12 protein-coding genes and 1 pseudogene are annotated in these 11,547 nt (G+C 67.0%); 10 read left to right on the top strand and 3 right to left on the bottom strand.

Going from position 1 to position 11,547, the window contains the following annotated elements; genetic code table 11:
• Positions 1 to 345 precede the first annotated feature (345 nt).
• The 3 genes from rplM (at position 346) to argC (ending at position 2,363) form a co-directional block, all read left to right on the top strand.
• Positions 346 to 819: a 50S ribosomal protein L13 gene (rplM, locus tag J7528_RS18155; RefSeq protein ID WP_291877215.1), complete on the top strand. Its 474-nt coding sequence runs from the start codon at positions 346 to 348 to the stop codon at positions 817 to 819.
• 3 nt (positions 820 to 822) lie between these two features.
• Positions 823 to 1,296, top strand: coding sequence for a 30S ribosomal protein S9 (rpsI, locus tag J7528_RS18150; protein ID WP_291877214.1), 474 nt, complete (start codon positions 823 to 825; stop codon positions 1,294 to 1,296).
• Between the two features lie 113 nt (positions 1,297 to 1,409).
• Complete coding sequence (argC, locus tag J7528_RS18145; RefSeq protein WP_291877211.1) at positions 1,410 to 2,363, top strand: N-acetyl-gamma-glutamyl-phosphate reductase; 954 nt, start codon at positions 1,410 to 1,412, stop codon at positions 2,361 to 2,363.
• Positions 2,364 to 2,369: 6 nt separating this feature from the next.
• Here the strand turns inward: argC and J7528_RS18140 are convergent.
• Together J7528_RS18140 and soxR are read right to left on the bottom strand one after the other, a co-directional pair.
• A pseudogene (locus tag J7528_RS18140) lies at positions 2,370 to 3,004 on the bottom strand (DUF1287 domain-containing protein).
• A 59-nt stretch (positions 3,005 to 3,063) separates the two neighbouring features.
• Entirely contained in the window at positions 3,064 to 3,516 is a 453-nt protein-coding gene (gene soxR / locus J7528_RS18135) for a redox-sensitive transcriptional activator SoxR (RefSeq protein WP_291877209.1), read from the bottom strand.
• Between the two features lie 75 nt (positions 3,517 to 3,591).
• Between soxR and J7528_RS18130 the strand changes: the two genes are divergently transcribed.
• Together J7528_RS18130 and J7528_RS18125 are read left to right on the top strand one after the other, a co-directional pair.
• Entirely contained in the window at positions 3,592 to 3,897 is a 306-nt protein-coding gene (locus J7528_RS18130; protein ID WP_291877207.1) for an antibiotic biosynthesis monooxygenase, read from the top strand.
• The gene (locus J7528_RS18125; protein ID WP_291877205.1) at positions 3,897 to 4,238 is read left to right on the top strand and encodes a hypothetical protein; all 342 of its coding nucleotides are present in this window, start codon (positions 3,897 to 3,899) and stop codon (positions 4,236 to 4,238) included. The genes J7528_RS18130 and J7528_RS18125 overlap by 1 nt, the downstream gene beginning before the upstream one ends.
• A 40-nt stretch (positions 4,239 to 4,278) precedes the next feature.
• Here J7528_RS18125 and J7528_RS18120 read toward each other — a convergent pair whose 3' ends face one another.
• The gene (locus J7528_RS18120; protein WP_291877204.1) at positions 4,279 to 6,279 is read right to left on the bottom strand and encodes a class I poly(R)-hydroxyalkanoic acid synthase; all 2,001 of its coding nucleotides are present in this window, start codon (positions 6,277 to 6,279) and stop codon (positions 4,279 to 4,281) included.
• An 82-nt stretch (positions 6,280 to 6,361) separates the two neighbouring features.
• Here J7528_RS18120 and J7528_RS18115 point away from each other — a divergent pair, with 82 nt between their 5' ends.
• From J7528_RS18115 to J7528_RS18095, 5 genes are all read left to right on the top strand, one after another.
• Entirely contained in the window at positions 6,362 to 6,805 is a 444-nt protein-coding gene (locus J7528_RS18115) for a hypothetical protein (RefSeq protein ID WP_291877202.1), read from the top strand.
• Between the two features lie 109 nt (positions 6,806 to 6,914).
• Positions 6,915 to 8,138 carry an LL-diaminopimelate aminotransferase gene (locus tag J7528_RS18110; RefSeq protein WP_291877201.1) on the top strand — a complete coding sequence of 408 codons (1,224 nt, stop codon included), beginning with the start codon at positions 6,915 to 6,917 and terminating at the stop codon, positions 8,136 to 8,138.
• A gap of 27 nt (positions 8,139 to 8,165) precedes the next feature.
• A complete protein-coding gene (locus J7528_RS18105; protein ID WP_291877199.1) occupies positions 8,166 to 9,455 on the top strand; it encodes a homoserine dehydrogenase in 1,290 nt (429 codons plus the stop codon).
• A gap of 76 nt (positions 9,456 to 9,531) precedes the next feature.
• Positions 9,532 to 10,485, top strand: a complete 954-nt coding sequence (gene glpX, locus J7528_RS18100; protein WP_291877197.1) for a class II fructose-bisphosphatase — start codon at positions 9,532 to 9,534, stop codon at positions 10,483 to 10,485.
• 62 nt (positions 10,486 to 10,547) lie between these two features.
• Positions 10,548 to 11,525 carry a class 1 fructose-bisphosphatase gene (locus J7528_RS18095; RefSeq protein WP_291877195.1) on the top strand — a complete coding sequence of 326 codons (978 nt, stop codon included), beginning with the start codon at positions 10,548 to 10,550 and terminating at the stop codon, positions 11,523 to 11,525.
• Positions 11,526 to 11,547: the final 22 nt, after the last annotated feature.

Here is an 11,547-nt window from a genome sequence, read left to right as displayed (position 1 = left end):
AGGCCCCCACCTGACCTCGCTCCGCGAGGTCTGTCCGCCCCCAAGCGGGGCGGAGAAGGAACGCGCCGCCCATGCGGGGAGCGCCTCTCCTCCCCGTTTGGGGGAGGGGGACCGGCGAAGCCGGTGGAGGGGTCAGCGCCGTGCTTTCTACCGCTCATGGCGCTTCGAGTGCGAGGGTGCGGTATTATAATACCGTAATATCTATCTCGTTGTATTCTATAAGCTTTGTAACTTTATGCGCCCACCGTTGTTGACACCGCACAAACCCTCCCGTACATGCCGCGCCTCATACGGACGAAACCGGGTTTCTCGGGTTCGAACGCCCAGAAATTACGGATCAATCCCATGCAGAAGATCACGGCTTCCTTGAAGCCAGCCGAGGTCGAGAAGAAGTGGATCGTGGTCGACGCCGAGAACGCCGTTGTCGGCCGTCTGGCGACGTTCATCGCCATGCGTCTTCGCGGCAAGCACCGTCCTGACTACACCCCGCACGTCGATTGCGGCGACTTCGTCGTCGTCATCAACGCCGACAAGGTGAAGTTCACCGGCAAGAAGATGGACGACAAGGTTTACTATCGCCACACCGGTCACCCGGGCGGCATCAAGGAAACCACCCCGCGCAAGGTCCTGGGCGGCAAGTTCCCGGAACGCGTCCTGGAAAAGGCCGTCGAGCGCATGCTGCCCAAGGAGAGCCCGCTGGCTCGCAAGCAGCTGACCCACCTGCTCATCTACAACGCCGGTGAGCACCCGCACCAAGCGCAGAACCCCGAAGTCGTCGACTTCGCTGGCCGCAACGCCAAGAACATCCGGAGCCTCTAAGTCATGACCGACGCTCAAGGCTTTGAAGCGCTGGCCTCGCTGTCCAGCAACCCGGAAACCGCCGCTCCGGCCGAACCCAAGATCGACGCCCAAGGCCGCGCCTACGCGACCGGCAAGCGCAAGAACGCGATCGCTCGCGTCTGGATCAAGCCGGGCAAGGGCCAGATCACCATCAACGGCCGCGACCAGGAAGTTTACTTCGCGCGTCCGGTGCTGCGCATGATGATCGCCCAGCCGCTGGAAGTGACCGACCGTCTGGGTCAATTCGACGTCGTCGTGACCGTCGAAGGCTCGGGTCTGTCGGGTCAAGCCGGCGCCATCCGCCACGGCCTGTCCAAGGCCCTGACGCACTACGAGCCCGGTCTGCGCCCGGTCCTGAAGCCGCACGGCTTCCTGACCCGCGACAGCCGCGTCGTCGAGCGTAAGAAGTACGGCAAGGCCAAGGCCCGCCGCAGCTTCCAGTTCTCGAAGCGCTAATCGCGACGATTACGTCTTACGGGAAGGGGCGCTTCGGTCAGGCCGAAGCGCCCCTTTTCATTTCTGTCTCTGTTTTCTGCTTTCTCTGGCGGTGAGCCAGAACGGAGTCCGCCATGTCCAGCGCCCCCAAGGTCTTCATCGACGGCGAAGCCGGCACCACCGGCCTGCAGATCCGCGAGCGCCTGGTCGATCGCAAGGACCTGCAGCTGGTCTCGATCGACCCGGACAAGCGCAAGGACGCCGCCGCCCGCGCCGAGATGCTGAACGGCGCCGACGCCGTGATCCTGTGCCTGCCCGACGACGCGGCCAAGGAAGCCGTGTCGCTGGTCACCAATCCGAACACGGTGATCATCGACGCCTCGACCGCCTATCGCACCGCCGAGGGCTGGGCCTATGGCTTCGCCGAGCTGGACAAGGAACAGCGCGGCAAGATCGCCGCGTCCAAGCGGATCTCGAACCCGGGCTGCTATCCGACCGGGGCCATCGCCCTGACGCGGCCGCTGGTCTCGGCGGGCATCCTGCCGCCCGAGCTGCCGGTCTCGTACAACGCCGTCTCGGGCTATACCGGCGGCGGCAAGACCATGATCGCCCAGTTCGAGAACGAGAGCGCCCCGGACTACACCCGGGCGCCCTACATCATCTACGGCCTGTCGCTGACCCATAAGCACGTGCCGGAGATGCAGAAGCATGGCGGCCTGCTGACCCGTCCGATCTTCACGCCGGCGGTGGGGCGCTACGCCCAGGGCATGATCGTCGAGCTGCCGCTGCACTTCGCCACCCTGGACGGCGCGCCGTCGCTGGGCGACATCCACGAGGCCCTGGCCAAGCACTACAAGGGCGAGAAGTTCGTCGAGGTCGCCTCGCTGGACGAGGCCAAGAGCCTGACGACCCTGGACCCGGAAGGCCTGAACGGCACCAACCGCCTGAAGCTCTTCGTGTTCGGCTCCGACACCAGCGGCCAGGCGCGCCTGGTGGCGCTGCTGGACAATCTGGGCAAGGGCGCTTCGGGCGCGGCGGTCCAGAACCTGAACATCGCCCTGGGCCTCAAGGAAGACGCGGGGCTCTAGCCCGCGTCAGACCCGCCAGCGATAGTGGCCGGCGGGCTTGTGCAGCTTGAACATCCACAGCGGTTCCTCACGGACGCCGGCGCCGATGTTGTGCGCTACCCGCACGGTCCCGTAGTCATCGACCACGACGCCCAGGTGCGGACGCCCGCCGCCGGACAGCCGCCAGGTCAGCACGTCGCCGGCCTGCGGGCTCTTGAACGCGTCACCGCCCAGCAGGCGGGCCGAGGGCAGGGGAATGCTGGCGTTCTGGCGGCCAGGAAGGTCTCGAGATTTAGCACCCGCCGGTGATCGATATTGGCGTCCGGCTTCTTCAAGCCCCAGGTGCGGCGCGACGGATAGGCCTCGAAGGCGCGGACCATGTCCTCATGCACCCGCCGCTGCAGGTCGATGTCCCAGGCGTCGCGAGCGGCGCGGATCAGCACGTCCGAGCAGACGCCACTGGTTCGCAGCACGTCGCCGTTGGGATAGCCTATCGATCGATAGCTGGGGTCGTAATCGACCGTGACGCCGATCTGCTCGCGGGCGGCGGAGGCCAGCTTCTGGCCGGCGTTCTGGATCAGGGCGAGGCCGGGCCCCGCGCCCGCCATCAGGGGCGAGGCGGCGAACATCCCCAAGGCTGTCCGGCGGTCGAGCGTGAGCATGGCGCGGAAGCTCCGCCGTACTCGTGGCGACTTTTGGGCGAACGTGGGTTGCCGATGTGTCAATCGTCGATAAGGACGCGGGGACCGGCCCCGGCGCTGGCCATGACGTCACCCGGATTGCGCAATGGGCATTCCTTGAGCGACAGGCAGCCGCAGCCGATGCAGCTGTCGATCTGGTCGCGCAGGCCGGTCAGGTGGCGGATGCGCTCGTCCAGCTCGGCGCGCCACGACTCGGACAGGGCGCGCCAGTCGTCGGCGCTGGGCGCGCGATCCTGGGGCAGGTGATCCAGGGCGGCCTTGATCTCGACCAGCGAGATGCCGGTGCGCTGGGCGATGCGGATCAGCGCCACCCGGCGCAGGACCGCTCGCGGATAGCGCCGCTGGTTGCCTTCGGTCCGCAGGCTGCGGATCAGGCCCTTGGCCTCGTAGAAATGCAGGGTCGAGACCGCCACGCCGCTGCGCTTGGCCACCTCGCCGACGCTCAAGGTCGGAGGCGAAGGAGATGTCGACATCGGCGCTTGACCTCAACTTTGGTTGAGGTTGTACGGGGAAGGCTCCTTCACAGGCAACAGCGCCAAGGAGCCCGCATGGATACCGCCCCCGTCATCAGCATTAGCGTCATCCGCCCCAAGGCCGGGCGCCTGGAGGACTTCATGGCGCTGCAGCTGGAGCAGCACCAGCGTGTGCGGGGCAAGGTCGACGGCCTGCGCGGCGCGCGGCTGTTCCGCTCGGATGACGGCGTGGTGCTGATCTCGGTGTTCGACAGCGCCGCGCAGGCCGATGCCTTCCGCCGCGACCCGATGTTCACCGATCACATCGCCCGCGTCCGACCGCTGATCGAGACCTCCGAGGCTGGCGCCTTCACTCAGGCCTATGCGGTGGGAGAAATCTGATGGCCGCGTCCGCTATCCGCCTGGTCGAGGTGCTGGAGCCGGCCGCGCCGGCGGTCTCGATCAGCGTGATCCATCCCAGGCCTGGCATGCTCGACGCCTTGCTGGCGGCGCAAGCTGCCCAACACCTCCGCCTGGAGGGCCGCGTCGCGGGCCTGCGCGGCGTGCGCTGTCTGCGGGCCGGGGAGGTCGTCGTGGTGATCACCACCTTCGACGACCCGCTGGACGTACTGGCCTTCGCCCGCGACCCGCGCCGGTTGGCGCATCTGGAGCGCATCCGGCCGCTGGTCGAACGGGTCGAGACCGATGTCTTCGAAGAGGTCTATGCCAGCGGCGTGCTCTAGAGCGCGTTAGGCGAAGTGTCTGCGGTTCGCCTCCTAAGCATCAAGCCTGCGACTTGACCATCACGAAGCTGCCGGGGGCATTCTCCAGCGGCTTCAGCTTGCCCTTGGCCGGATCGCGGGCCGGGACCTGATCGCCCGAGCGCGAGCGCAGCCACTCGGCCCAGTGCGGCCACCAAGAACCCGGATGCTCGGTCGCGCCGGCGATCCACTGGCTGACGTCGCTGGGCAGGCCTTCGTTGGTCCAGTGCTGGTACTTCTTGGCGTCCGGATGGTTGATGACCCCAGCGATGTGGCCCGAGCCGGCCATGGTGAAGGTCACCGGCCCGCCGAACGCCTTGGCCCCGCGATAGACGCTGCGATAGGGCGCGATGTGGTCGTCCTTGGACGACTGGACATAGATCGGGGTCTTCACCTTCGACAGGTCCAGATGTTCGCCACCCAGGCTGAGCTGGCCCGTGGTCAAGGCATTGTCCTTGTAGAAATTGCGCAGATAGAACAGGTGCAGCGCCTTGGGCATCCGCGTCTGGTCGGCGTTCCAGAACAGCAGGTCGAAGGGGCGGGGCTCCTTGCCCATCAGGTAGTTGCTGACGAAGAACGACCAGATCAGGTCGTTGCCGCGCAGGGCGTTGAAAGTGTCGGCCATCGACTGGCTGGGCAGGAAGCCGCCGGCGGCGTCCATCTGCTGCTCGATCGACTGCAGCCATTCCTCGTTGGTGAACAGCAGCAGGTCGCCGGCTTCGGCGAAGTCCTGCTGGGCGGCGAAGAAGGTGGCCGAGTTGATCCGCTTGTCGCCGCGCGCGGCCATGTGGGCCAGGGCCACCGACAGCAGAGTGCCGCCGATGCAGTAGCCGACGGTGTTGATCCGATCGACGCCGCACTGTGTCATGACCTGTTGGGTGGCGTCGTAGATGCCTTCGAGCATGTAGTCCTCGAAGGTCTTGGCGGCCAGCTGCTGGTCCGGATTGACCCACGAGGCGACGAACACCGTGAAGCCCTGGCTGGTCAGCCAGCGGATCATCGAGTTCTCGGGCCGCAGGTCCATGATGTAGAACTTGTTGATCCACGGCGGGAAGATCAGCAGTGGGATCTCGCTGACCTTGTCGGTGCTGGGATCGAACTGCAGCAGCTGCAGGATGTCGTTCTGGTAGACGACCTTGCCTGGCGCGGTGGCGACGTTCTCGCCGACCTTGAACTTGGCCAGGTCGGTCTGGCTGATCGCCAGCTGGCCGCCGCCGCGCTCCAGGTCGGCGGCGAAGTTCTCCATGCCGCGCACCAGGCTCTGGCCTTGCGTCTGCACCACCTCGCGCAGGGCGGCGGGATTGGAGATCAGGAAGTTCGACGGCGAAAAGGCGTCGGTCAGCATCTTGGTGAAGAACTCGACCCGGCGCTTGGTCGCGGGGTCGACGCCGTCGACCTCGGCGATCAGGCCGTTCAGCCAGTTCGACGACAGCAGGTACGACTGCTTCATCAGGTCGAACATCGGGTTCGACGCCCAGTCGGGATCGTTGAAGCGCTTGTCGCCGGCGGCCGGCGCAACCACGGGCGCGACTTCTTCGCCGGCGGCGCGGCGGGCGGTCGACTGCCACAGTTCCATGTACTGGCTGAAGAGGTCGGCCTGGGCCCGCATCAGCCGGTCGGGCTGGGCGGCTAGGCGGGTCATCACCTCGTTCAGGGCCGGGGCGACGTGGAACGGGTCCGGGGTGAGGGCGGCTGGGCGGTCGGCCTGGCGCAAGGCGGCTTCGGCTATCGCGCCCTGGGCAGTGACGGCCGCGCGGGCCAGGTTCGCCGACAGGGTCTCGACCATCTTCAGCTGTTCGGCCGACATCACGTTTTCGAACGGCGGGAAGGGCGGGGGCGTGGCGCCGCCATGGAAGCTGCCTGCGCCCTGACTGGCCGATTCGGTCTTCAGCGGCGGTTCAGCGGTTTCGGGCTTGGCCTTGGCTTTGGATGCCTTTGGCGCGCTCTTGGCCTTGGGTTCGGCGGTCTCGTCCTTGGGGGAAGCCTTCTTCCGGGCCTTGGGAGCCGCCTTTGCCGTGGCCATGAGTTCCTCCGCGTAGGGTGTTCGCGAAAAGCGGCGTCGAACGCCTTTCGCTCGCCGCGATCATCGCATAAGACCAGAACCAATGAACGGCGAAACCCGCAAAATCGTACGTGTCGCTCTGATCGTCGGCCTGGCCGCCGGCGCGGCCGCGTGCGTGGCCAGTCCGTTCACGACCGCGCAGGTCGATCCCAGCTCGCCGATCGCGGCCCGGGCGACCGCCGCCGCCAAGGCCAAGGCGCCGCGCCGCAAGTTCTCGGACATCCCGACGATCCCGAAGGACGTGCCGAACGCCAACCAGGTTCGCGCCGCCGTCGTCGATCAGCAGCGCGCGGGCGACGCCCTGACCAAGGCCGTCGCGCCGGGCACTTGGGAACTCAAGGACACCGAAGGCTACGCCGACAAGGCGCGCCGCGACGTCAAGCCGGGCAACTTCGAAGCCCCCACCGACGCCGACCGCGCCGCAACCGAAGCCTTCGCCCGCGCAGCCCGCGGCCGAGCTAGCGCGCCTCCGTCCCAGCCCCAATAGGGCGACGGAGGCATAATCTTCCTTGAACTGGCTTGGCTTGGCCCCGCTCGGGGTCTATCCATGCCCGACTTTTCGCTCCCAGAGCGCCGAAGCGGCGCACAGAGCCCTCATGAGCACCGATTTTCACCGTATCCGCCGCCTGCCGCCCTACGTTTTCGAAGAGGTCAACAAGATCAAGGCGCGCCTCCGCGCCGAGGGGACCGACATCATCGACTTCGGCATGGGCAATCCGGACATGCCCACGCCCCAGCACATCGTCGACAAGCTGATCGAGACGGCGCGTGATCCCAAGGCGGGCCGCTATTCCGCCTCCAAGGGCGTGCCTGGTCTGCGCAAGGCCATGGCCAACTACTACGGCCGCCGTTTCGGCGTGAAGCTGAACCCCGACACCGAGGTCATCGCGACCCTGGGCTCGAAGGAAGGCTTCGCCAACCTGGCCCAGGCCCTGACCGGTCCCGGCGACGTCATCATCTGCCCGAACCCGGCCTATCCGATCCACGCCTTCGGCTTCATCATGGCCGGCGGCATCATCCGCCACGTGCCGGCCCTGTCGCCGGAAGAGTACCTGTCCAACATCAGCCGCGCGGTGAAGCACTCGGTGCCGCCGCCCAGCGTGCTGATCCTGTCCTATCCGTCGAACCCGACGGCCCAGTGGGTGGACCTGGACTTCTACAAGGACGCCGTAGCGCTCGCGAAGAAGCACGACCTGCTGGTCATCAGCGACGTGGCCTATGGCGAGATCTATTTCGACAACAACCCGCCGCCGTCGATCCTACAGGTCGAGGGCGCCAAGGACATCGCCGTCGAGGTCAACTCGCTGTCAAAGACCTACGCCATGGCCGGCTGGCGGGTGGGCATGGTAGTCGGCAACGCCCGCATCTGCGCGGCCCTGGCCCGCGTGAAGTCGTATCTGGACTACGGCGCCTACACCCCGGTGCAGGTGGCCGCCGCCGCGGCGCTGAACGGCCCGCAGGACTGCGTCGACGAGATCCGCGGCATCTACAAGAGCCGCCGCGACACGCTGATCAAGTCGATGAAGGGCGCGGGCTGGGACATCCCCAATCCGCCAGCCTCGATGTTCGCCTGGGCCAAGATCCCCGAACAGTACCGCGAAGCCGGCTCGATGCTGTTCTCGCGCCTGCTGATCGAGGAGGCCGGCGTCGCCGTGGCTCCGGGCATCGGCTTTGGCGAATATGGCGAGGGCTATGTGCGGATCGGTCTGGTCGAGAACGAGCACCGCATCCGCCAGGCGGCGCGCAACGTGAAGAAATTCATCGCCAATGCCGACTCCATCCTGGCCAAGGCCCACAACAAGATGGAACAGGCCTCCTAGAGGCTGGTTCGACCTAAGGATTCGAAGATGACGAACAAGACCTGGCGCGTCGGCGTCGCGGGCCTGGGCACCGTTGGCGGTGGCCTCCTGCAGTTCCTGGCCGACCGTCCGGACTTCGCGCCGGCCGGCGACAAGGCGGTCGTGACGGCCGTCTCGGCGCGCTCCAAATCGCGTCCGCGCACGGTCGACATCTCGAACTTGGCCTGGTTCGACGATCCGGTGGCCCTGGCGGCCTCGCCGGACGTCGACATCTTTGTCGAACTGGTCGGCGGGTCTGACGGCCCGGCCAAGGCCGCCGTCGAGACGGCCCTGAAGGCCGGCAAGCCGGTGGTCACGGCCAACAAGGCCCTGATCGCCGAACACGGCGCCGAACTGGCCGCCCTGGCGGAAGCCAACAACGCGCCGCTGCTGTTCGAAGCCGCGGTGATGGGCGGCGTGCCCGCCGTGAAGATGATGCGCGAAGCCCTGGTCGGCGATGATATCGCCTCGGTGGCCGGCATCTTGAACGGCACCTGCAACTTCATCCTCTCGGAGATGGAGAAGACGGGCCGCTCGTTCGCCGACGTGCTGCGCGAGGCTCAGGGCCTGGGCTATGCCGAGGCCGACCCGACCATGGACGTCGGCGGTTTCGACGCCGGCCACAAGGTCAGCATCCTGGCCGCCCTGGCCTTCGGCTGCGCCCCGAACTTCGCGGCCGCCGAGATCGAAGGCATCAGCGAGGTCGACCTGCTCGACATCAAGCTGGCCAAGGACCTGGGCTATCGCATCAAGCTGATCGCCAGCGCCGCCAAGTCCGAGGACGGCGTCGCAGTGAAGGTGCATCCGTCGCTGGTGCCGCTGGACCACCCGCTGGCCCAGGCCGGCGGCGCGCTGAACGCGCTCTTCATCGAAGGCAAGCGTATCGGCCGCATCTTCGTGCAGGGTCCGGGCGCGGGCGCGGGTCCGACCGCCGCCGCCGTGGCCGCCGACATCGCCGATGTGATGACCAAGGCCGTGCGGCCTGTTTTCCAGGCGCCGGCCGGCGCGCTGACCTCGTTCACGCCGATCGATCCGGCTCGCGCCGTGGGCAAGGCCTATCTGCGCGTGATGGTGAAGGACGAGCCCGGCGTGATCGCCGCGATCTCGGAAACCCTGGCCGAATGCGGCGTCTCGATCGACAGCTTCCTGCAAAAGCCCGTCGATGGCGCGGGTGGCGTGCCGATCGTGCTCGTTACGCATGCGACGCCGGAATCGAAGCTGCTGGACGCGATTAGCCGCATCGAAAAGCTGCAGACCGTGCTAGAGCGTCCCCGCCTTCTGCGCGTCGCGCGCATCTAACGACCGGGAAAACTCGGCGTCGAGGGCGACATTGGGAACTAGGCCGCCCTTTTCCGGGGGCGGTCGGGAGAGACGGATGAGTTCGAACACCCTGGACCGCTCGCTGGTCCTGGACGCCGTTCGCGTGACCGAAGCCGCCGCCATCGCCTCGTGGACGATGCTGGGCCGCGGCGACGAGATGGCCGCCGACCAGGCGGCCGTCGACGCGATGCGCAACGCCCTCAATGAGCTGAACATCGACGGCGAGATCGTCATCGGCGAGGGCGAGCGCGACGAAGCGCCGATGCTCTACATCGGCGAGAAGGTCGGCACGGGCAAAGGCCCCAAAATCGACATCGCCCTGGACCCGCTGGAAGGCACCACCCTGGCCGCCAAGGCCCAGCCCAACGCCCTGACGGTGATGGCCTGGGCGCCGAAGGGGACGCTGCTGAACGCGCCCGACACCTATATGGACAAGATCGCCTGCGGTCCGGGCCTGCCCGCCGGGGTGATCGACCTGGACAAGTCGCCGGCTGACAACATCAAGGCGATCGCCGACGCCAAGGGCGTGGCCCCGACCGAGATCACCGTCTGCGTGCTGGACCGTCCGCGTCACGCCGAGATCATCGCCAAGGTCCGCGCCGCCGGCGCTCGCATCCATCTGATCACGGACGGCGATGTCGCCGGGGTGATCAACACCACCGATCCCTCGACCGGCATCGACCTGTACCTGGGTTCAGGCGGCGCGCCGGAAGGCGTCCTGGCCTGCGCGGCCCTTAAGTGCGTCGGCGGTCAGTTTCAGGGGCGCTTGCTGTTCCGCAACGGCGACGAGCGCGCCCGCGCCGCGCGTTGGGGCATCACCGAGCTGGACAAGAAGTACGACCTGCACGAGATCGTCCGTGACGAGGCGATCTTCGCCGCCACGGGCGTGACGCGCGGCGGGCTGGTGGACGGCGTTGTGTTCCGCGACGGCTGCGTCCACACCCACACCCTGGTAATGAACTCGTCGACGGGCACCGTCCGCGAAGTTCGCATGAAGCGGAAGGTCTGAGACTTATCCGTCACGGTCGCCCTGTAGAGGCGGCCGTTCTGCTTTCTGGTTTCGAGGTTCCTATGACCACCTTTGTCGACTTGGCCGCCTGGCTCGCGGCGGAGCCGGCGGACGCCGCCCTTAAGGACGTCGTCCAGACGGTCGCCACCACCTGCGCGCAGATCAGCCGCGTGGTCGCCTCCGGCGCCCTCTCGGGCAGCCTGGGCGCGGCTGGCAGCACCAATGTGCAGGACGAAGAGCAGAAGAAGCTCGACGTCATCACCAACGACATGCTGAGCGACGCCCTGAAGGGCTGCGCCGCCGTCGCGGGCCTGGCCTCGGAAGAGCTGGAACAGGTCGAGCCCACGGGCCGCGTTGGCGGCTATCTGGTGACCTTCGACCCGCTGGACGGCTCCAGCAATATCGACGTCAACGTCTCGGTCGGGACGATCTTCTCGGTGCTGCCGGCGCCGGCCGATCACGCGCCGGCGGAAGCCGACTTCCTGCAGTTGGGCCGCAACCAGGTCGCGGCCGGTTATGCCGTCTACGGCCCGCAGACCATGCTGGTCCTGACGCTGTCGGGCGGCGTCAACGGCTTCACCTTGAACGCTGACGGTCAGTGGCTGCTGACCCATCCGGCTATCGCCATCAAGGCCGACACCGCCGAGTTCGCCATCAACATGTCGAACCAGCGCCACTGGGCGCCGCCCGTGCGCCGCTATATCGACGGCTGCCTGCAGGGCAAGGACGGTCCTCGGGGCAAGAACTTCAACATGCGCTGGGTCGCCTCGATGGTCGCCGACGTCCACCGCATCATGATGCGCGGCGGCGTCTTCATGTATCCGTGGGACGCCCGCGAGCCCGATAAGCCCGGCAAGCTGCGCCTGATGTACGAGGCCAACCCGATGAGCCTGCTGGTCGAACGGGCCGGCGGCAAGTCGACCGAGGCGGTGATCGACATCCTCGACATCCAGCCGACCAAGCTGCACCAGCGCGTGCCGGTGGTGCTGGGCTCGGCGAACGAGGTGGAAGTTATCCGCGCGGAAGCCAAGGCAGGCTAAGCAGACTCACGTCCGGTACTGA

Origin of the sequence: Caulobacter sp., assembly GCF_017744445.1 — a bacterium.
Lineage (GTDB): Bacteria > Pseudomonadota > Alphaproteobacteria > Caulobacterales > Caulobacteraceae > Caulobacter.
Note: the sequence above shows the minus strand (reverse complement) of the source record. Positions and strands in the feature narration are given on the sequence as shown.

What these genes read in the sequence shown, in the direction of transcription:
- J7528_RS18105 (WP_291877199.1), top strand. Translation starts at nt 8,166, where the DNA reads ATGACGAACAAGACCTGGCGCGTCGGCGTCGCGGGCCTGGGCACCGTT.
- J7528_RS18125 (WP_291877205.1), top strand. Translation starts at nt 3,897, where the DNA reads ATGGCCGCGTCCGCTATCCGCCTGGTCGAGGTGCTGGAGCCGGCCGCG.
- rpsI (WP_291877214.1), top strand. Translation starts at nt 823, where the DNA reads ATGACCGACGCTCAAGGCTTTGAAGCGCTGGCCTCGCTGTCCAGCAAC.
- glpX (WP_291877197.1), top strand. Translation starts at nt 9,532, where the DNA reads ATGAGTTCGAACACCCTGGACCGCTCGCTGGTCCTGGACGCCGTTCGC.
- J7528_RS18115 (WP_291877202.1), top strand. Translation starts at nt 6,362, where the DNA reads ATGAACGGCGAAACCCGCAAAATCGTACGTGTCGCTCTGATCGTCGGC.
- J7528_RS18120 (WP_291877204.1), bottom strand. Translation starts at nt 6,279, where the DNA reads ATGGCCACGGCAAAGGCGGCTCCCAAGGCCCGGAAGAAGGCTTCCCCC.
- soxR (WP_291877209.1), bottom strand. Translation starts at nt 3,516, where the DNA reads ATGTCGACATCTCCTTCGCCTCCGACCTTGAGCGTCGGCGAGGTGGCC.
- J7528_RS18095 (WP_291877195.1), top strand. Translation starts at nt 10,548, where the DNA reads ATGACCACCTTTGTCGACTTGGCCGCCTGGCTCGCGGCGGAGCCGGCG.
- argC (WP_291877211.1), top strand. Translation starts at nt 1,410, where the DNA reads ATGTCCAGCGCCCCCAAGGTCTTCATCGACGGCGAAGCCGGCACCACC.
- J7528_RS18110 (WP_291877201.1), top strand. Translation starts at nt 6,915, where the DNA reads ATGAGCACCGATTTTCACCGTATCCGCCGCCTGCCGCCCTACGTTTTC.
- rplM (WP_291877215.1), top strand. Translation starts at nt 346, where the DNA reads ATGCAGAAGATCACGGCTTCCTTGAAGCCAGCCGAGGTCGAGAAGAAG.
- J7528_RS18130 (WP_291877207.1), top strand. Translation starts at nt 3,592, where the DNA reads ATGGATACCGCCCCCGTCATCAGCATTAGCGTCATCCGCCCCAAGGCC.